Annotated in this window: 28 protein-coding genes and 2 pseudogenes; 1 reads left to right on the top strand and 29 read right to left on the bottom strand. The window is 41.5% G+C overall.

Annotation, left to right across the window (positions count from 1 at the left end; all coding sequences use genetic code 11):
- Nucleotides 1-23: 23 nt before the first annotated feature.
- Entirely contained in the window at nt 24-2261 is a 2238-nt protein-coding gene (locus ACLKL2_RS12780) for a hypothetical protein (protein ID WP_413691960.1), read from the bottom strand.
- Between the two features lie 336 nt (nt 2262-2597).
- On the opposite strand from ACLKL2_RS12780, the gene oxyR reads away from it, so the two are divergent.
- Nucleotides 2598-3503, top strand: a complete 906-nt coding sequence (gene oxyR / locus ACLKL2_RS12775; protein WP_413691959.1) for a DNA-binding transcriptional regulator OxyR — start codon at nt 2598-2600, stop codon at nt 3501-3503.
- Nucleotides 3504-3654: 151 nt separating this feature from the next.
- Here oxyR and rplQ read toward each other — a convergent pair whose 3' ends face one another.
- The 28 genes and pseudogenes from rplQ to rpsJ form a co-directional block, all read right to left on the bottom strand.
- Complete coding sequence (gene rplQ / locus ACLKL2_RS12770; RefSeq protein ID WP_028869287.1) at nt 3655-4035, bottom strand: 50S ribosomal protein L17; 381 nt, start codon at nt 4033-4035, stop codon at nt 3655-3657.
- A gap of 36 nt (nt 4036-4071) precedes the next feature.
- Complete coding sequence (locus ACLKL2_RS12765; RefSeq protein ID WP_113819691.1) at nt 4072-5058, bottom strand: DNA-directed RNA polymerase subunit alpha; 987 nt, start codon at nt 5056-5058, stop codon at nt 4072-4074.
- 25 nt (nt 5059-5083) lie between these two features.
- Complete coding sequence (rpsD, locus tag ACLKL2_RS12760) at nt 5084-5704, bottom strand: 30S ribosomal protein S4 (RefSeq protein ID WP_113819690.1); 621 nt, start codon at nt 5702-5704, stop codon at nt 5084-5086.
- 33 nt (nt 5705-5737) lie between these two features.
- Nucleotides 5738-6127 carry a 30S ribosomal protein S11 gene (rpsK, locus tag ACLKL2_RS12755; RefSeq protein ID WP_019613697.1) on the bottom strand — a complete coding sequence of 130 codons (390 nt, stop codon included), beginning with the start codon at nt 6125-6127 and terminating at the stop codon, nt 5738-5740.
- 11 nt (nt 6128-6138) lie between these two features.
- Nucleotides 6139-6495 (bottom strand): 30S ribosomal protein S13, encoded by a 357-nt coding sequence (gene rpsM, locus ACLKL2_RS12750; RefSeq protein ID WP_113819689.1) that lies wholly within the window; start codon nt 6493-6495, stop codon nt 6139-6141.
- 136 nt (nt 6496-6631) lie between these two features.
- Nucleotides 6632-6745, bottom strand: a complete 114-nt coding sequence (gene rpmJ / locus ACLKL2_RS12745) for a 50S ribosomal protein L36 (RefSeq protein WP_005417265.1) — start codon at nt 6743-6745, stop codon at nt 6632-6634.
- 39 nt (nt 6746-6784) lie between these two features.
- Complete coding sequence (gene secY, locus ACLKL2_RS12740) at nt 6785-8113, bottom strand: preprotein translocase subunit SecY (protein ID WP_113819688.1); 1329 nt, start codon at nt 8111-8113, stop codon at nt 6785-6787.
- A gap of 6 nt (nt 8114-8119) precedes the next feature.
- Nucleotides 8120-8554, bottom strand: a complete 435-nt coding sequence (rplO, locus tag ACLKL2_RS12735; protein ID WP_113819687.1) for a 50S ribosomal protein L15 — start codon at nt 8552-8554, stop codon at nt 8120-8122.
- A 2-nt stretch (nt 8555-8556) separates the two neighbouring features.
- Nucleotides 8557-8739 (bottom strand): 50S ribosomal protein L30, encoded by a 183-nt coding sequence (gene rpmD, locus ACLKL2_RS12730; RefSeq protein WP_113819686.1) that lies wholly within the window; start codon nt 8737-8739, stop codon nt 8557-8559.
- A 6-nt stretch (nt 8740-8745) separates the two neighbouring features.
- Nucleotides 8746-9246: a 30S ribosomal protein S5 gene (gene rpsE / locus ACLKL2_RS12725; RefSeq protein ID WP_025563067.1), complete on the bottom strand. Its 501-nt coding sequence runs from the start codon at nt 9244-9246 to the stop codon at nt 8746-8748.
- 11 nt (nt 9247-9257) lie between these two features.
- Nucleotides 9258-9608 carry a 50S ribosomal protein L18 gene (rplR, locus tag ACLKL2_RS12720; protein ID WP_113819685.1) on the bottom strand — a complete coding sequence of 117 codons (351 nt, stop codon included), beginning with the start codon at nt 9606-9608 and terminating at the stop codon, nt 9258-9260.
- A 9-nt stretch (nt 9609-9617) separates the two neighbouring features.
- Nucleotides 9618-10151 (bottom strand): 50S ribosomal protein L6, encoded by a 534-nt coding sequence (gene rplF / locus ACLKL2_RS12715; protein ID WP_113819684.1) that lies wholly within the window; start codon nt 10149-10151, stop codon nt 9618-9620.
- Between the two features lie 10 nt (nt 10152-10161).
- Complete coding sequence (rpsH, locus tag ACLKL2_RS12710) at nt 10162-10554, bottom strand: 30S ribosomal protein S8 (protein ID WP_113819683.1); 393 nt, start codon at nt 10552-10554, stop codon at nt 10162-10164.
- 37 nt (nt 10555-10591) lie between these two features.
- Nucleotides 10592-10885 (bottom strand): annotated as a pseudogene (gene rpsN, locus ACLKL2_RS12705) (30S ribosomal protein S14); the annotation flags it as partial.
- Nucleotides 10886-10896: 11 nt separating this feature from the next.
- Entirely contained in the window at nt 10897-11436 is a 540-nt protein-coding gene (gene rplE, locus ACLKL2_RS12700) for a 50S ribosomal protein L5 (RefSeq protein WP_113819682.1), read from the bottom strand.
- A gap of 12 nt (nt 11437-11448) precedes the next feature.
- Nucleotides 11449-11763, bottom strand: coding sequence for a 50S ribosomal protein L24 (gene rplX, locus ACLKL2_RS12695; RefSeq protein ID WP_113819681.1), 315 nt, complete (start codon nt 11761-11763; stop codon nt 11449-11451).
- A gap of 10 nt (nt 11764-11773) precedes the next feature.
- A complete protein-coding gene (gene rplN / locus ACLKL2_RS12690) occupies nt 11774-12142 on the bottom strand; it encodes a 50S ribosomal protein L14 (protein WP_025563074.1) in 369 nt (122 codons plus the stop codon).
- 172 nt (nt 12143-12314) lie between these two features.
- Nucleotides 12315-12566: a 30S ribosomal protein S17 gene (gene rpsQ, locus ACLKL2_RS12685; RefSeq protein ID WP_113819680.1), complete on the bottom strand. Its 252-nt coding sequence runs from the start codon at nt 12564-12566 to the stop codon at nt 12315-12317.
- On the bottom strand, nt 12566-12757 hold the full coding sequence (gene rpmC / locus ACLKL2_RS12680; protein ID WP_028869303.1) for a 50S ribosomal protein L29: 192 nt from the start codon (nt 12755-12757) through the stop codon (nt 12566-12568). The genes rpsQ and rpmC overlap by 1 nt, the downstream gene beginning before the upstream one ends.
- 12 nt (nt 12758-12769) lie before the next feature.
- A pseudogene (gene rplP, locus ACLKL2_RS12675) lies at nt 12770-13168 on the bottom strand (50S ribosomal protein L16); the annotation flags it as partial.
- The gene (rpsC, locus tag ACLKL2_RS12670; protein WP_413691954.1) at nt 13137-13871 is read right to left on the bottom strand and encodes a 30S ribosomal protein S3; all 735 of its coding nucleotides are present in this window, start codon (nt 13869-13871) and stop codon (nt 13137-13139) included. The gene rpsC and the pseudogene rplP, both read right to left, overlap by 32 nt.
- A 3-nt stretch (nt 13872-13874) precedes the next feature.
- The gene (gene rplV / locus ACLKL2_RS12665; RefSeq protein ID WP_113819678.1) at nt 13875-14210 is read right to left on the bottom strand and encodes a 50S ribosomal protein L22; all 336 of its coding nucleotides are present in this window, start codon (nt 14208-14210) and stop codon (nt 13875-13877) included.
- Nucleotides 14211-14218: 8 nt separating this feature from the next.
- A complete protein-coding gene (rpsS, locus tag ACLKL2_RS12660; RefSeq protein WP_113819677.1) occupies nt 14219-14494 on the bottom strand; it encodes a 30S ribosomal protein S19 in 276 nt (91 codons plus the stop codon).
- Nucleotides 14495-14508: 14 nt separating this feature from the next.
- Entirely contained in the window at nt 14509-15336 is an 828-nt protein-coding gene (rplB, locus tag ACLKL2_RS12655) for a 50S ribosomal protein L2 (RefSeq protein WP_113819676.1), read from the bottom strand.
- An 11-nt stretch (nt 15337-15347) separates the two neighbouring features.
- Nucleotides 15348-15647, bottom strand: coding sequence for a 50S ribosomal protein L23 (gene rplW / locus ACLKL2_RS12650; protein WP_113819675.1), 300 nt, complete (start codon nt 15645-15647; stop codon nt 15348-15350).
- Entirely contained in the window at nt 15644-16249 is a 606-nt protein-coding gene (gene rplD, locus ACLKL2_RS12645; protein WP_028869307.1) for a 50S ribosomal protein L4, read from the bottom strand. Before rplD ends, rplW begins: the two co-directional genes overlap by 4 nt.
- 14 nt (nt 16250-16263) lie before the next feature.
- A complete protein-coding gene (rplC, locus tag ACLKL2_RS12640; RefSeq protein WP_113819674.1) occupies nt 16264-16902 on the bottom strand; it encodes a 50S ribosomal protein L3 in 639 nt (212 codons plus the stop codon).
- A gap of 15 nt (nt 16903-16917) precedes the next feature.
- A complete protein-coding gene (gene rpsJ / locus ACLKL2_RS12635) occupies nt 16918-17229 on the bottom strand; it encodes a 30S ribosomal protein S10 (RefSeq protein WP_025563085.1) in 312 nt (103 codons plus the stop codon).
- Nucleotides 17230-17474: the final 245 nt, after the last annotated feature.

Genomic DNA, 17474 nt, shown 5'->3' with positions numbered 1-17474 from the left:
ATATATTTTACCGTTAAATCATCTTAACCAGCGTCGAGTACATCCATTTGGAATGTCAGAGAACCACCCTCAGGTGTTTCTAATTCAATTGACAGGATACCAAAGGTTTTATCATTTGCAGTCTCTTCTTGAATAATTGTAAATTCAATTTGATACGGTCCAATAGAACTACTGCTTCCAAGAGTCCAAGACGTTTGACCAGATAACTCACCATTTTCCGTAGAGATATTTATCGTAGTACCAGTTGGCGGTCTGTTGTTGTAAATATCTGCAAAATAGGCTGTTACATCGTAAGATTCAATATTGTTATCTGTAATATCTATTTCACCAATATCCGTACCACTACTATCTTGAACACGAATATATTGGTCACTAGAAGCCATGATTAGAATTTGTTGGTCACGAACGTGTACAAGCTCTGTTTCACATGTACCAGCACTTTCACTCTCTTCAGAACATAACAAACCGTTGTAAATAGTATTTTCTGTTGAGTACTCTCCGATACCTTCGTTATCTTCGCGTACAATGTCCCTATATTCTTCTACATCAACGTCATAACTACCATTTTCATTATCATCAAAAAACACTTCAGGTAAGTCATTAACTTCGTCAAAATAATCTCCTTCACTAAACCAACCATCACCATCATTATCAACGAAATTTTCTTCCCCATCAGTATAAGCAGTAATAGTTACTCGTCCTCCCCATGGTTTCCCCATGCCAACATAACCTTCATCATCAAGTTCGATACAAGGACCTGTTGAATTTAAACCTGTAGGAGCAAATACATAATACCCACATTGTCCATCAGTATTAAAACTAGTTAACTGATTTCCTTCTGGACGTGGATTTTGTGAAACCCAATTCACTGAACAACCACTACCGGAAGTAGTACAAGATCCTGTTGTCCCTGACTCTGTGTCACGAATTGCACCACCCTCAGTATCAAAGAAAATAGTCGTTCCATCTGGCACTGCGTTATTAAACCTATCAGCAAGTAAGACGCTAGCAGATACCGTTACTCCATTGATGCCTAATGATTCAGGAGAGTGATCTTCAAGAGCAAATGAAAAACTGTCTTGGTCAGGTAAACCTGTAGAGATGCTTAGTTGATCCGAAATACTAGAAATAACAGGATCCGAATCAGTCACTTCTACTTGTACTCTTACAGGACCAGCAACACTACCCGCTTTTACAATAACAGATACTTGACCATCACTATTGGTTGTTGCTTCTTCAACACTTAGTGTTGTACCTGATGGTGCATTATTTAATGAAAACGTTACATCCTGTAATGAGCTTGCAGAACCATTAATATCGACCACTTCAAACACGACGGTAGAAGTCTCTTGACGGTCTGCACCACCTGTTCCAGCAATAGCAATGCTGGTTGGTGTCGCACTAATAAAACGAATACTGTCTGCAGCTGAACTCGCTACATTAATCGTTGTAGTAGCAGAAATACTATTCAGTTCAGTAGATGCGGTAATCGTATCGTCACCGGTACAGCCCACTGCTTGATAGGTTGCTTGAGCAATGCCGTTACTAGTCGTTACCGTTTCATCTAAATTAGCCGTGTCATCTTCGGCACATGCAGAAGTAAAACTAACCTCAACAGGTGAAGTATAAGCCTCTCCATCAAGCGTTAAACTAACCGTAATTAAAGTAGATGCATTTTGTGCTAATGAAACGCCATCAAGCTCGTTTTCAATAGTCATATCAAAATTTTCTTCTGCAATTTCAAAGTTAATTTCATCGGTTGTTACTGAACCAATATCATCTTCAAAAGCATCAGTTTCTAAGGAGATACGACCAGCTCCTAACGTATCACCAGAAGTGACAGTAAAGTATGCGATACCTTCGCTGTTGGTTAAAGCTGTATCAACAGATAATTCACCAAGGGTTGTCGTTGCCGAAATAATCTGATTACTATCAACAACCGCTTCACCATTCAATAATAATGTAACAGCAAGTATACCTGGGTTAACTTCAGAGACTTCAGTTGTTTCAGTACAAGAGTCTGTACCATCGTCTTTATCCCAATCACTAGGACAAAGGTATAACACAGCACTTAAAGAGAGTGAATCGGTTGAATCCGGTGATTCCGTTGTATCTGTATCGTCAGTATCTGTTGAGTCTGTAGAGTCCGTCGTATCAGTAGAACTGCTTCCACCTAGGCTTAAACCGCCATCACCGCCTCCACCACACGCAAATAATAGTGATGTAAGTAATGCGATGGATAAGACTTGGTACCATTTCATGAGAATTCCTTTTCAAAATAGAGTTATAACTTGTCACTTACAATTTTTATAAATAAATAGACTTAATATCCGTATGAATTAAACATTAACACAAACTAAAATAATACTAACTAAAAATGAGCAAATTATGTAGATTAATATTATATTTTAGAATATAAACAAACAGTTTAAGTCATCTTTTAATAAAAAATAATCTGCAAATGTATGTTTACTTCAAATAAATAATAAAATGCACTCGTCACTATATATTTACCTCTTAAGCAGTAAATAATCCGACAACTCTATGTAAGGGATATGGTACGATGAAAGCATTATATTTTGCGCAAGGTTAAAATTATGAATTTCAGAGATCTCGAATACCTCATTGCTTTAGAAGAGTTAAAACACTTCCGTAAAGCCGCTGATAGATGTTTTGTTAGTCAACCGACGTTGAGCGGGCAGATCAAAAAATTAGAAGAAGAGCTTAATGTTCAATTAATGGAGCGTTCTTCGAGAAAAGTGATTTTTACACCTGCTGGATTGGATATTGTTGCTAAAGCCAAAACCATTCTATTAGAAGCTAAATCATTAAAAGAGATCGCAAAAAGTCATAATGAACCAATGCGTGGCACATTACATATCGGTTTGATCCCAACAGTTGCACCTTACTTGCTACCTTTGATTGTGCCAGTCATGAAAGAAGCATTTCCTGATTTAGAACTATATTTACATGAAAACCAAACACAAACGTTAATCAAGCAGTTAGAAGAGGGAGAGTTAGATTGTTTAATGCTCGCGCTAATGCCAGAGATGGAACCGTTTAAGCAATTAGTACTTTATGATGAACCATTAGAACTGGCACTGTCAGATAAGCATGCTTGGTCTGACCAACGCCATATTAATTTACAAGAATTGAGTGGCGAACATGTATTGATGTTAGCCGATGGACATTGTTTGCGTGATCAAGCTTTAGGTTTTTGTTTTGCTGCGGGTGCGATTGAAGATAATAGTTTCAAAGCGACAAGCTTAGAGACATTACGTCACATGATCAGTGCAGATAATGGTGTTACGTTACTTCCCCAACTAGCAATACCACTAAACCGCTATCAAGCCGGTGTAAAATATATCCCATTTGAACCACCAGTGCCATCACGCAAAATCGTGCTATTAAGCCGTAATAACAGCGCACGACAAGCTTGTTTTGATAAGTTAGCAGAAGTAATCAATAAAGCCGTACAGGCGCGCTTGGATGAGTACCTTTAAGGTATAACGCCTAATATATATAAGCCGTTTTTTAATAAGATGGCTTATATAAAATATACCATTCTTAAAATAAGTATTTATGACGGGTCAAATTTTAGATACAAAAAAGCCGAACATAAGTTCGGCTTTTTTCTTGCAACTATAAAGAGGCTTACGCTTCTTCGTCCGCTACAACTGGACGGTCTACGAACTGGATGTAAGCCATAGGAGCTTTATCGCCAGTACGGAAACCACATTTAATGATACTAGTGTAACCACCAGGACGAGTCGCGTAGCGAGGACCTAGTTCATTAAATAATTTTGCCACAACTGCATCATCACGAAGACGAGCAAAAGCTAAACGACGGTTAGCAACGCTATCCGTTTTAGCTAGTGTAATTAATGGCTCAATTACACGACGCAATTCTTTTGCTTTTGGCACAGTAGTTTTAATAACTTCGTGCGTAGCAATAGAGATTGCCATATTACGAAACATAGCCTGACGGTGGCTGCTGTTTCGGTTAAGTTGACGTCCACTTTGACGATGGCGCATAACCTAATCCTTATTTATTCGTGAATCGGTTTAATACTAATCTTCGATTAGACTTGCTGGTGGCCAGTTTTCTAGGCGCATACCTAGAGACAGTCCACGTGAAGCAAGTACATCTTTGATTTCAGTTAGAGACTTCTTACCTAAGTTAGGCGTTTTTAGAAGTTCAACTTCAGTACGTTGTACTAGATCACCGATATAGTGAATCGACTCTGCTTTCAAACAGTTAGCAGAACGAACAGTTAGTTCTAAATCATCTACTGGGCGTAAAAGAATTGGATCAAACTCAGGTTTAGCTTCAGCTACTGGTGCTTCATAAGTAGTGCGCAGATCAACAAATGCGTCTAATTGCTCAGCTAAAATTGTAGCTGCGCGACGAATTGCTTCTTCTGGCTCTAAAGTACCATCTGTTTCCATATCGATAACAAGCTTGTCTAAATCAGTACGTTGTTCAACACGAGCTGATTCAACACTGTAAGCAATACGCTCAACAGGGCTGAAAGTCGCATCTACTAATAGACGACCAATTGGACGCTCATCTTCTTCGCTATGAATACGAGATGAAGCTGGAACATAACCGCGACCTGATTCAATTTTAATACGCATGCTGATTTCAGCATTGCCTGTTAAATTACAGATCACATGTTCTGGGTTGACTATCTCTACATCACCATCATGAATGATGTCGCCTGCAGTAACAGGACCAGCGCCAGATTTAGTTAAACTAACTAAAACTTCATTTTTACCTTCAAGCTTTACAGCTAGACCTTTAAGGTTAAGAAGAATCTCTAGGATATCTTCTTGAACGCCTTCTTTTGTGCTGTACTCATGTTGTACACCATCAATTTCGACTTCCGTTACCGCCGTTCCCGGCATAGATGATAACAAAATACGACGAAGAGCATTACCCAAAGTATGGCCAAAGCCACGCTCTAGTGGCTCAAGAACCACTTTTGCTCTAGTTGTTGAAACTTGTTCGATATCAACTAATCTTGGTTTTAGAAAATCAATTACAGAACCCTGCATTTGTGCCCTCTCTTAACAGTTAACTTTACTTAGAGTAAAGCTCGATGATTAACTGTTCGTTAATCTCAGCAGATAAATCTGAACGTTCAGGTTGACGTTTAAACTCGCCTTCCATCTTCGTTGTATCAACTTCTACCCAAGCTAGGGCTTCACGTTGACCAGCGATTTCTAATGCAGCGCCAATACGTGATTGCTTTTTAGCTTTTTCACGGATTGAAATTACATCGCTAGGTTTAACGTTGAATGAAGGGATATTTACAACTTTACCGTTCACTAGAATAGCTTTGTGGCTAACTAGTTGACGTGATTCAGCACGTGTTGCGCCAAAGCCCATGCGGTATACAACATTGTCTAAACGGCCTTCAAGTAATTGAAGTAAGTTTTCGCCAGTGTTGCCCTGTAAACGAGCAGCTTCTTTATAGTAGTTACGGAATTGCTTTTCTAATACACCGTACATACGACGTACTTTTTGCTTTTCACGTAATTGTAAACCGTAGTCTGATAGACGTGGTTTACGTGCACCGTGTACACCTGGTGCATTTTCGATCTTACACTTAGAATCGATCGCGCGGACACCTGATTTTAAGAATAAATCAGTTCCTTCACGACGGCTAAGCTTAAGCTTAGGACCTAAATATCTTGCCATTGTTCTTTCTCCAATTACCCTAGAAAGTTGCGATTAAACGCGACGTTTCTTTGGTGGACGACAACCATTATGTGGGATTGGTGTAACGTCAGTAATATTAGTTACACGGAAACCCGCCGCGTTTAGTGCGCGAATCGAAGATTCACGACCAGGTCCTGGTCCATTTACAAAAACTTCAACGTTTTTAAGACCGTACTCTTTAGCTGCTTCAGCAGCACGTTCAGCAGCAACCTGTGCAGCGAACGGAGTAGATTTACGAGAACCACGGAAACCAGAACCACCTGCAGTAGCCCAAGAAAGAGCATTACCTTGACGGTCTGTAATAGTTACGATTGTGTTGTTGAAAGAAGCATGGATGTGAGCCATACCATCAGCAACTTGCTTTTTAACGCGCTTGCGAGCACGAGTTGGTGTTTTAGCCATTATCTCTTACCCTATTTCTTAATTGCTTTACGCGGACCTTTACGAGTACGAGCATTCGTTTTAGAACGCTGTCCACGTAGAGGCAAGCTGCGACGGTGACGAAGTCCACGGTAACAACCAAGGTCCATAAGACGCTTGATGCTCATAGATACTTCACGACGTAAATCACCTTCAACGGCGAATTTAGCTACTTCTGTACGAAGAGCTTCGATTTGTGTTTCATCCAGATCTTTAAGCTTAGTAGTTTCAGCGATGCCTGACTCAGCACAAATAATTTGTGAACGAGTCTTGCCGATACCAAAAATAGCAGTTAATGCGATAACTGCATGCTTATGATCAGGAACGTTAATGCCAGCGATACGGGCCACTATGCACTCCTTAAAGTTAACGATTCATTTGTGAAAAGCCCGGTAGGATACTCGACAAATGATAAATTAGCAAACAAAACACAGCTTAGATGAAAAAATCACCTAAGCTGATAATAGATCCAAAATCTATCTTGGATTAGCCTTGGCGTTGTTTATGCTTTGGCTCTACACAGATAACACGCACAACACCGTTGCGCTTGATAACTTTGCAGTTACGACAGATTTTTTTAACGGATGCACGAACTTTCATTGCAACACTCCGTAGTTAGTATAACTATCAGATTAGGAATTATTTTCCGTAATCTTTCAAGTTAGCTTTTTTCAAGACAGAATCATATTGATTAGACATCAAATGAGTCTGCACCTGTGCCATAAAGTCCATGATAACAACAACGATAATTAATAACGAAGTACCACCGAAGTAGAACTGCGTATTCATCGCAACCATCATAAACTCGGGAATCAAACAGATAAAGGTAATATATAACGCACCAGCTAATGTTAGACGCGTCATCACTTTATCAATGTAACGTGATGTTTGTTCTCCTGGACGGATTCCTGGGATAAAGGCACCGCTTTTCTTCAAATTATCTGCTGTCTCACGTGGATTGAACGTAAGTGCAGTATAAAAGAAGCAAAAGAAGATAATAGCAGCAGCATATAACATCATATGCAACGGTTGTCCTGGCTGTAGAGCCAAAGAAACATCCGATAACCAACTTAAACCTTCAGTCTGACCAAACCACTGGGCAATAGTACCAGGAAATAAGATAACACTCGAGGCAAAAATTGCAGGAATTACACCAGCCATATTCAATTTCAATGGTAAGTGAGTGCTTTGCGCAGCAAAAACCTTACGGCCTTGTTGACGTTTTGCGTAGTTAACGACGATACGACGTTGACCACGTTCAACAAATACTACAAACGCAGTAGTTGCAAAAACGATAACAATTAATGCTAGTAACACTAGAAGGTGAATTTCACCTTGACGTGCTTGCTCAGCTGTTTGCCCGATTGCCGATGGCAACCCAGCGATAATACCTACAAAGATAATGATAGAAATACCATTACCAATACCGCGCTCAGTAATTTGCTCACCTAGCCACATAAGGAACATAGTTCCTGTCACTAAACTTACAACTGCCGTCACATAGAAGCTAAGACCTGCATTTTCAACAAGTCCTGGCATCATAGTTGGCAAACCGGTTGCAATACCAATTGCTTGGAACGTACCTAAAACCAAAGTACCGTAGCGTGTATACTGGTTAATCTTGCGACGACCAGACTCACCCTCTTTCTTTAGCTCAGCTAAAGGAGGATGAACTACCGTAAGCAATTGGATAATAATAGACGCAGAAATATACGGCATTATACCCAATGCAAAGATAGAAGCACGCTCAAGCGCACCACCAGAGAACATGTTAAACATTTCAATGATGGTACCCTTTTGCTGTTCGAATAAATCAGCTAGGACAGCGGCGTCAATACCAGGAATTGGAACAAAAGAGCCTGCACGGAACACTAAAATAGCGCCTAAAACAAATAGTAAACGAGTTTTAAGTTCGCTTAAATTGCTTCCTTGTGCCGCTTTCGGATCTAACCCTGGTTTCTTAGCCATTGCCTATTATTCCTCGATTTTTCCGCCCGCCGCTTCGATTGCAGCACGAGCACCTTTAGTAACACCAAGGCCTTGTACTGTAACTGAGCGAGAGATTTCACCAGATAGAACTACTTTTGCAAACTTAACAGTGTTTACAAGTAGACCCGCCTGTTTCAACGTTTCTAGTGTCACGATATCGCCTTCTACTTGTGCGATTTCGTTCAGACGAACTTCACCGGTAACAAGAGATTTACGAGATGTGAAACCAAATTTTGGTAAACGTTGTTTTAAAGGCATTTGACCGCCTTCAAAACCAGGACGTACTGTACCGCCTGAACGAGATTTTTGACCTTTGTGACCGCGGCCACCTGTCTTACCTAGTCCAGAACCGATACCACGGCCTACACGTTTAGCAGCAGGTTTTGAACCAGCTGCTGGAGATAGAGTATTAAGTTTCATTATTACCCCTCAACCTTAACCATGTAGTAAACTTTATTAACCATACCACGTACTGCTGGAGTATCTTCCAACTCAACAGTATGACCGATGCGACGCAGACCTAGGCCTGTTAGTGTTGCACGGTGCTTTGGTAAACGGCCAATTGCACTTTTGGTTTGAGTTACTTTAATCGTTTTAGTAGCCATGCTGAATTACCCCAGAATATCACTAACGTTTAAGCCACGCTTAGCTGCGATTTGCTCAGGAGAGTTCATGCTCTCTAGTGCATCCATCGTAGCGCGGACAACGTTAATTGGGTTAGTTGAGCCGTAAGCTTTTGATAGTACGTTCTGTACACCAACAACTTCTAACACGGCACGCATTGCACCACCTGCGATGATACCAGTACCTTCAGATGCTGGTTGCATGTATACCTTAGAACCAGAATGACGGCCCTTAACAGGATGCTGCAGAGTGTTACCTTTTAATTGGATTTCGCTGATATTGCGACGTGCTTTTTCCATAGCTTTTTGAATAGCTGCTGGAACTTCACGTGCTTTACCATAGCCGAAACCAACACGACCATTACCATCACCAACAACTGTTAGTGCTGTAAAGCTAAAGATGCGACCACCTTTAACTACTTTTGAAACACGGTTTACTGCGATTAGCTTTTCGTTCAGATCACCGGTTTGAGATTCTACTTTTGACATAATCTTTACCCTTAGAACTGTAGACCAGCTTCACGAGCTGCGTCAGCTAGTGCTGCAACACGACCATGGTATTGGAAACCGCTACGGTCAAAAGAAATTTTAGTAATTCCTTTCTCTACCGCACGTTCTGCAACTAATTTACCAATTAGTTGAGCTGCTTCTTTATTACCACCGTTGTTAACTTGGGCAATCACTTCTTTTTCTAATGTAGAAGCGCTTGCTACGACTTGTGCGTCTGCTGTAATTACCTGCGCGTAAGTATGGCGAGGTGTACGGTTGATCACAAGACGAGTTGCACCAAGATCTTGCAATTTCTTACGTGTGCGGGTAGCACGACGAAGACGAGATGCTTTCTTATCCATAGTCTTACCTTACTTTTTCTTCGCTTCTTTACGACGCACATTTTCATCAGCGTAACGAACACCTTTACCTTTGTAAGGCTCTGGTGGACGGAATGCACGAATCTCTGCAGCTACTTGGCCTACAACTTGTTTGTCAGCACTTTCTAATACGATTTCTGTTTGGCTAGTAGCCGTTGCAGATACCGATTTAGGTAAAGTGTAAACAACAGGGTGTGAAAAACCTAAAGTTAGGTTGATTTCTTGACCTTTAACTTGTGCACGGTAACCAACACCTTGAAGAAGAAGAGTCTTCTTAAAGCCTTCAGTTACACCTACAACCATGTTGTTAACGTTAGCACGTGCAGTACCTGCTTGTGCCCATGCGCCAGATACACCTTCAACAGGTGCAAATGTTAGTACGCCATCTTCTAATTTAACAACAACAGCATCATTAAGAGTACGAACTAGTTCGCTTTTACCACCTTTTACAGTGATCTCTTGACCGTTTACTTTAACTTCTACGCCAGCAGGAACAGTAATCGGTGCCTTAGCTATACGAGACATAGATTACTCCTTAAGATACGTAACAGATGATCTCACCGCCGATGCTTGCATTACGCGCAGCTCGGTCAGTCATTACACCTTGAGAAGTTGAAACAATCGCAATACCTAAACCAGCCATAACCTTAGGAAGATCGTTTGCACCTTTATAGATACGAAGACCTGGACGGCTTACTCGTTTAATAGTATCGATTACTTTTTTGCCTTCGAAGTACTTTAAAGTAACTTCTAATTCAGGCTTTGTGTCACCAGCAACAGCGAAATCTGAAATGTAACCTTCAGCTTTAAGCACAGTTGCAATTGCAACTTTTTGCTTAGAAGAAGGCATCTTAACAGATACTTTGCTTGCTGCTTGACCGTTACGAATACGCGTTAGCATATCCGAAATAGGATCTTGCATGCTCATAACTATTTACTCCGTGATTAATTTGATTACCAGCTGGCTTTTTCAGGCCAGGGATTTCTCCGCGCATCATATGCTCACGAACCTTAATACGGCTCATGCCAAATTTACGAAGATAACCATGTGGACGACCAGTAACGTTACAACGGTTACGTTGACGTACTGAACTTGAATCACGAGGTAGCGATTGAAGCTCTAACACTGCATTCCAACGATCTTCGTCAGATGTATTTACATTGTTAATAGTTGCTTTTAATGCCGCACGCTTTTCAGCGAACTTAGCAACTAACTTCTCACGTTTTACTTCACGCGCTTTCATTGATTGTTTAGCCATTTTCTAACTCCTTACTTACGGAATGGGAAGTTGAACGCAGACAAAAGTGCGCGTGCTTCTTCGTCAGACTTAGCTGAAGTAGTAATTGTGATATCTAAACCACGTACTTTATCAACTTTATCGTAATCGATTTCAGGGAAAATGATTTGCTCACGTACACCCATAGAGTAGTTACCACGACCATCAAATGACTTAGCATTTAGGCCACGGAAATCACGTACACGCGGGATAGCGATTGTTACCAAACGCTCAAAGAAATCCCACATACGCTCTCCACGTAGTGTTACTTTACAACCAATCGGGTAGCCTTCACGAATTTTGAAGCCTGCCACAGAGCGGCGTGCTTTAGTGATCATTGGCTTTTGACCTGAGATTGCTGCCATATCTGACGCAGCGTGCTCTAGGACTTTTTTATCAGCCAGTGCTTCACCAACACCCATGTTTAGGGTGATTTTCTCTATTCGAGGGACTTGCATGACAGACGTATAGTCGAATTGCTTTTGCAAATCAGACACCACGTTGTCTTTATAGAAATCATGCAGTTTCGCCATCGTAAACTCCAGTTACTTCACAAGTTCATTATTAGACTTGAAGAAACGAACTTTTTTGCCGTCTTCTAATCTAAAACCAACACGATCTGCTTTACTCGTTGCCGAGTTGTAGATCGCAACATTTGATACTTCAATTGGTGCATTTTGTTCAATGATACCACCAGTCACACCCGCTTGAGGGTTTGGCTTTTGGTGTTTCTTCTGAACATTTACACCTTCAATAATTACTTTACCGTTAGCTAAAACTTGAGAAACTTTCCCAGTTTTACCTTTATCTTTACCGGCAATAACAATTACTTCATCGTCACGTTTAATTTTTGCTGCCATTTTCGGTTCCTTACAGTACTTCTGGCGCCAGTGAAACAATCTTCATGAAATTTTCATTTCGAAGTTCACGGGTTACAGGGCCAAAGATACGTGTACCGACTGGCTGGTTGTTTGCATTCAAGATAACCGCAGCGTTGCGATCAAAACGAATAACAGAACCATCGGGACGACGTACACCTTTTCTGGTACGCACTACCACAGCTGAATGAACATCACCTTTTTTGATTTTACCGCGAGGAATTGCTTCCTTCACAGAAACTTTGATGATGTCACCGATTGCTGCATAACGGCGATGCGAGCCACCAAGGACCTTAATACACATTACGCGTCGAGCGCCACTATTGTCGGCGACATCTAGCACACTTTGCATTTGGATCATTATAGTGCTCCGCTATTTACTATTGATACTCTCTAATGAGTCGTGTTCCCTTTTTTCAGGGAGCGGCATCATACCACCAACTTTCTTAGAAAGATAGTCTAAAAAAACGGCACTCATCAAATGAGTACCGTTTCGCTTATGTAAACAAACTTAACTAACTGAAAACAGTTACTTATGCTTTGCTTACGATTTTAGCCAATGTCCAAGATTTATTCTTAGATAGAGGACGACATTCAGTAATTTCTACGTAGTCGCCTTCGTTACATTGGTTTGTTTCATCATGTGCTTGAAGCTTAGTAGTACGCTTCATGAATTTACCGTATAACGGGTGCTTCACTTTACGTTCAATAGCTACAACGATAGATTTTTCCATCTTTGCACTGATTACTTTACCTTGAAGAGTACGAGTGTTTTTATCGCTCATTACGCACCTGCCTTCTGATTTAGTACAGTCTTAACACGGGCAATGTCACGACGCACTTGTTTAATTGAGTGCGGCTTTTCTAACTGACCTGTGTTTAACTGCATACGTAAGTTAAATTGCTCACGTAATAAGTTTAGAAGTTCAGCATTAAGCTCTTCAACGCTTTTTTCTTTAAGTTCGTTAGCTTTCATTACATCACCTTTACGAGTTACGAAAGTTGTTGCCACTGGCAATTTAGCTGCTGCAAGAGCAAATGCTTCACGAGCTAATGCTTCTGGAACACCTTCCATTTCATAAAGAACTTTACCTGGTTGAGTTTGAGCAACCCAATATTCCACGTTACCTTTACCTTTACCTTGACGAACCTCTAACGGTTTGCTGGTAATCGGCTTATCAGGAAACACACGGATCCAGATTTTACCTTGACGTTTAACATGACGAGTCATTGCACGACGTGCTGCTTCGATTTGACGAGCAGTAATTCGACCACGACCAGTTGCTTTTAGTCCAAATTCGCCAAAGCTGACTTCCGCACCTTTAGAAAGACCACGGTTGCGGCCTTTCATCATTTTACGGAACTTCATACGTTTTGGTTGCATCATAGCGTATTTCTCCTACTTTACCGCGACCTTTGCGTTTTGGTTTAGCTGGCTGTTCTTCTTGTTGAAGTGGTAAACCACCAAGAATTTCACCTTTAAAGATCCAAACCTTAACGCCAATGATACCGTAAACAGTCAATGCTTCTGATGTTGAGTAATCAATATCGGCACGAAGAGTATGTAGCGGCACACGGCCTTCACGATACCATTCGTCACGAGCGATTTCTGCACCACCAAGACGACCACTAACTTGAACTTTGATACCTTTAGCGCCTAGACGCATAGCATTTTGTACCGCACGCTTCATAGCACGACGGAACATAACACGACGCTCTAACTGAGAAGAGATTGAATCTGCTACTAGTTTTGCGTCAAGTTCAGGTTTACGAACTTCTGAGATATTGATTTGAGCTGGAACGCCGGCCATTTTAGCAATAGCTGTGCGTAGCAATTCAACATCTTCGCCTTTCTTACCGATTACAACACCAGGACGAGCTGTGTGAATAGTCACACGTACGCTTTTCGCTGGACGTTCAATAGTAATTTTAGACAAAGAAGCATTTTTCAATTTCTCTGTTAAGAATTTACGGATTTGAAAATCACTGTATAAGTTATCTGCAAAATCGTTTTTGCCTGCATACCAAGTAGAGCTAAATGCTTTAGTGATACCTAGGCGAATACCGTTAGGATGAACTTTCTGTCCCATTGTTTAACCCCTGTCTGATACCACTACTGTGATATGGCAAGAACGCTTCATAATGCGATCGGCACGGCCTTTCGCACGCGGCATGATACGCTTCATTGTTGGACCTTCGTCTACACAAATTTTTGTGATAACTAGCTCATCAACATCAGCGCCTTCATTATGCTCAGCGTTTGCAATTGCAGAATCTACAACTTTTTTAACCAATACAGCAGCTTTCTTAGGGCTGTATGATAAAAGTTCTAGTGCTTTTTCTACTGGAAGACCACGTACTTGGTCTGCTACCAGGCGCGCTTTCTGTGCTGAAGAACGAGCATATAAATGTTTAGCTAAAGCTTCCATAATAACCTCTATTTCTTCGCTTTCTTATCCGCAGCATGGCCACGGTAAGTACGCGTTGGTGCAAATTCACCCAGTTTGTGACCGATCATTTCATCAGTTACAAATACTGGCACGTGTTGACGCCCGTTATGGACAGCGATAGTTAGACCAATCATATCTGGAATGATCATTGAGCGACGAGACCAAGTCTTAATAGGCTTTTTCTCGTTGCTGTCAACCGCTTTCTCTACCTTCTTCAGCAAGTGTAGGTCAATGAAAGGACCCTTCTTGAGAGAACGTGGCATGGCGATACCTCTGCTTATTTCTTATTACGACGACGAACAATATACTGATCAGTTTTCTTGTTCTTACGAGTTTTGTAACCCTTAGTTGGAACACCCCAAGGAGAAACAGGATGACGACCACCACTTGTTTTACCTTCACCACCACCATGTGGGTGATCTACTGGGTTCATTACAACACCACGTACGGTAGGACGAACACCACGCCAACGCGTAGCACCAGCTTTACCTAGTTGACGTAGCATATGTTCTGCATTACCAACTTCACCGATTGTTGCACGACACTCAGCAGGGATTTTACGCATTTCACCACTACGTAAACGTAGAGTAACGTAAGCACCATCACGAGCTATAATTTGGCTGTAAGAACCAGCTGAACGTGCAATTTGTGCACCTTTAGCAGGCTTCATTTCTACAGCGTGTACTGTTGTACCTACTGGGATGTTACGCATTGGTAAGCAGTTACCCGCTTTAATCGCCGCATCTTCACCAGATTGGATAACATCACCAGCAACCATGCCTTTAGGGGCAAGGATGTAACGACGTTCACCATCAGCATAAAGTACTAGTGCAATGTTTGCACTACGGTTTGGATCATATTCCAAACGCTCAACTTTTGCTGGGATACCATCTTTATTACGTTTAAAGTCAACAATACGGTAATGATGTTTATGACCACCACCAATATGTCTAACCGTAATACGACCGCCATTATTACGACCACCAGATTTAGATTTTGACTCTAAAAGTGGTGCGTATGGCTTGCCTTTATGCAGATCGTTGTTTACCACTTTAACTAAGTGGCGACGACCTGGAGACGTAGGCTTACATTTTACAATAGCCATCTATAATTCCTCTACTCAGCGCCATCGAAACTAATATCTGCACCTTCAGCCAGAGTAACGTATGCTTTTTTCCAGTCGCTACGGCGACCCATACGTTGACCTGTACGCTTGGTTTTACCCTTCACGTTTAGTGTGCGAACACCAGTAACTTCAACATCAAATAACTTCTGAACTGCCGCTTTGACTTCTGCTTTAGTCGCAGTACCTGCAACTTTGAATACCATAGTGTTATGGTTTTCAGCAGACAAAGTTCCCTTCTCAGAGATATGCGGAGCTAGAATAACTTGCAGTAAACGTGCTTCACTGATCATGCTAGGCTCTCCTCAATCTTTTTCACTGCATCAGCAGTTACTAAAACTTTATCAAACGCGATAAGGCTAACTGGGTCAATGCCTTGAACATCACGAACGTCAACTTTGTATAAGTTACGCGCTGCTAAGAATAGATTTTCATCTAATTCTTCAGTGATGATTAACACATCTTTAAGATCCAGGTCTTTTAATTTAGCTGCAAGCTCTTTAGTTTTAGGAGCCTCAACAGTAAATTTCTCGACAACGATTAGACGATCCTGACGAACTAACTCAGAAAGAATACTTCTTACTGCACCGCGGTACATTTTTTTGTTAACTTTCTGGCTATGGTCCTGTGGACGAGCTGCGAAAGTTACACCACCACCAACCCAAATTGGGCTGCGGATTGTACCTGCACGTGCGCGGCCAGTACCCTTTTGACGCCATGGCTTCTTACCGCCACCACGAACTTCACTACGGGTTTTCTGAGCGCGAGTACCTTGACGAGCACCAGCTGCATATGCAACGACTACCTGATGTACAAGGGCTTCGTTGTATTCACGTCCAAAGGTAGTGTCAGAAACTTCAAGAGCACTTTGTGCATCTTTCAATACCAATTCCATTACTAACTCCTCGGCTATGCTTTAACAGCAGGTTTGATGAATACGTTGCCATTTTTCGCACCAGCTACTGCACCTTTAACGAGCAGTAAGTTGCGTTCAATGTCTACGCGTACAACTTCAAGGTTTTGAGTCGTAACACGCTCAGCACCCATGTGACCAGCCATTTTCTTGCCTTTAAATACGCGTCCAGGTGTTTGACATTGGCCAATTGAACCTGGAGCACGGTGGCTTATAGAGTTACCGTGAGTCGCATCTTGCATAGAGAAGTTCCAACGCTTAACGCCGCCTTGGAAGCCTTTACCTTTAGATTGACCAGTAACATCTACTTTATTAATTTCGTTGAATAGCTCAACGCTTAGCTCAGCACCGACTTTGATATCTGCACCTTCGTTGTCATCAAGAGTAAACTCCCAAAGACCACGGCCAGCTTCTACACCTGCTTTCGCAAAGTGACCAGCTTCTGGCTTGTTTACACGGCTTGCTTTTTTAGAGCCAGCTGTTACTTGAATAGCTTGGTAGCCATCAGTATCAAGTGTTTTAACTTGAGTAACACGATTTGGTGAACATTCAAGAACTGTAACTGGGATAGAAACACCATCTTCAGTAAAGATGCGAGTCATACCAACTTTACGACCTACTAGACCGATTGTCATTACGATAACTCCTTTCTAACCCAAGCTGATTTGAACATCAACGCCAGCAGCTAAATCTAGCTTCATTAGTGCGTCAACAGTCTTTTCAGTTGGTTCTACGATATCAATCAAGCGCTTGTGAGTACGAATCTCATACTGATCACGTGCATCTTTGTTTACATGCGGTGATGTTAGTACTGTGAAACGCTCTTTACGAGTAGGTAGTGGAATAGGACCACGTACCTGAGCACCTGTGCGCTTTGCAGTTTCAACGATCTCCGCCGTTGATTGATCGATCAACTTGTGATCAAAAGCTTTAAGGCGGATACGGATTCTTTGGTTCTGCATGGACCAAAACTCCTAGTTAAAAATACAACATACAAATATACACCTGACAACCTATCCTAGATAGATCTCAAGTGTATATTCAAACTAGTAGCTCCCCAATCGGGAGACATTTTCGATAACCAATATTCTTATCTGGCTATGGGCTTAAAAACCCACCTGCCTTATTGGCAAGTGCGCGTATAATACACTATCCGTAGACTATGGCAAGCACTTCTTACTGTTTTGTGTAAAAAACATGCAAAAGG

This window comes from Psychromonas sp. KJ10-2 (assembly GCF_047323255.1).
In the GTDB taxonomy this organism is placed as follows: Bacteria; Pseudomonadota; Gammaproteobacteria; order Enterobacterales; family Psychromonadaceae; genus Psychromonas.
The sequence above is the reverse complement of the archived record's forward strand: the minus strand, read 5'-3'. Positions and strand labels throughout refer to the sequence as shown.

Bases quoted from the DNA above. Each gene is read 5' to 3' on its own strand.
- ACLKL2_RS12780 (WP_413691960.1), bottom strand. From the start codon at position 2,261: ATGAAATGGTACCAAGTCTTATCCATCGCATTACTTACATCACTATTA.
- oxyR (WP_413691959.1), top strand. From the start codon at position 2,598: ATGAATTTCAGAGATCTCGAATACCTCATTGCTTTAGAAGAGTTAAAA.
- rplQ (WP_028869287.1), bottom strand. From the start codon at position 4,035: ATGCGCCATCGTCAAAGTGGACGTCAACTTAACCGAAACAGCAGCCAC.
- ACLKL2_RS12765 (WP_113819691.1), bottom strand. From the start codon at position 5,058: ATGCAGGGTTCTGTAATTGATTTTCTAAAACCAAGATTAGTTGATATC.
- rpsD (WP_113819690.1), bottom strand. From the start codon at position 5,704: ATGGCAAGATATTTAGGTCCTAAGCTTAAGCTTAGCCGTCGTGAAGGA.
- rpsK (WP_019613697.1), bottom strand. From the start codon at position 6,127: ATGGCTAAAACACCAACTCGTGCTCGCAAGCGCGTTAAAAAGCAAGTT.
- rpmJ (WP_005417265.1), bottom strand. From the start codon at position 6,745: ATGAAAGTTCGTGCATCCGTTAAAAAAATCTGTCGTAACTGCAAAGTT.
- secY (WP_113819688.1), bottom strand. From the start codon at position 8,113: ATGGCTAAGAAACCAGGGTTAGATCCGAAAGCGGCACAAGGAAGCAAT.
- rplO (WP_113819687.1), bottom strand. From the start codon at position 8,554: ATGAAACTTAATACTCTATCTCCAGCAGCTGGTTCAAAACCTGCTGCT.
- rpmD (WP_113819686.1), bottom strand. From the start codon at position 8,739: ATGGCTACTAAAACGATTAAAGTAACTCAAACCAAAAGTGCAATTGGC.
- rpsE (WP_025563067.1), bottom strand. From the start codon at position 9,246: ATGTCAAAAGTAGAATCTCAAACCGGTGATCTGAACGAAAAGCTAATC.
- rplR (WP_113819685.1), bottom strand. From the start codon at position 9,608: ATGGATAAGAAAGCATCTCGTCTTCGTCGTGCTACCCGCACACGTAAG.
- rplF (WP_113819684.1), bottom strand. From the start codon at position 10,151: ATGTCTCGTATAGCTAAGGCACCGATTACTGTTCCTGCTGGCGTAGAA.
- rpsH (WP_113819683.1), bottom strand. From the start codon at position 10,554: ATGAGCATGCAAGATCCTATTTCGGATATGCTAACGCGTATTCGTAAC.
- rplE (WP_113819682.1), bottom strand. From the start codon at position 11,436: ATGGCGAAACTGCATGATTTCTATAAAGACAACGTGGTGTCTGATTTG.
- rplX (WP_113819681.1), bottom strand. From the start codon at position 11,763: ATGGCAGCAAAAATTAAACGTGACGATGAAGTAATTGTTATTGCCGGT.
- rplN (WP_025563074.1), bottom strand. From the start codon at position 12,142: ATGATCCAAATGCAAAGTGTGCTAGATGTCGCCGACAATAGTGGCGCT.
- rpsQ (WP_113819680.1), bottom strand. From the start codon at position 12,566: ATGAGCGATAAAAACACTCGTACTCTTCAAGGTAAAGTAATCAGTGCA.
- rpmC (WP_028869303.1), bottom strand. From the start codon at position 12,757: ATGAAAGCTAACGAACTTAAAGAAAAAAGCGTTGAAGAGCTTAATGCT.
- rpsC (WP_413691954.1), bottom strand. From the start codon at position 13,871: ATGGGACAGAAAGTTCATCCTAACGGTATTCGCCTAGGTATCACTAAA.
- rplV (WP_113819678.1), bottom strand. From the start codon at position 14,210: ATGGAAGCTTTAGCTAAACATTTATATGCTCGTTCTTCAGCACAGAAA.
- rpsS (WP_113819677.1), bottom strand. From the start codon at position 14,494: ATGCCACGTTCTCTCAAGAAGGGTCCTTTCATTGACCTACACTTGCTG.
- rplB (WP_113819676.1), bottom strand. From the start codon at position 15,336: ATGGCTATTGTAAAATGTAAGCCTACGTCTCCAGGTCGTCGCCACTTA.
- rplW (WP_113819675.1), bottom strand. From the start codon at position 15,647: ATGATCAGTGAAGCACGTTTACTGCAAGTTATTCTAGCTCCGCATATC.
- rplD (WP_028869307.1), bottom strand. From the start codon at position 16,249: ATGGAATTGGTATTGAAAGATGCACAAAGTGCTCTTGAAGTTTCTGAC.
- rplC (WP_113819674.1), bottom strand. From the start codon at position 16,902: ATGACAATCGGTCTAGTAGGTCGTAAAGTTGGTATGACTCGCATCTTT.
- rpsJ (WP_025563085.1), bottom strand. From the start codon at position 17,229: ATGCAGAACCAAAGAATCCGTATCCGCCTTAAAGCTTTTGATCACAAG.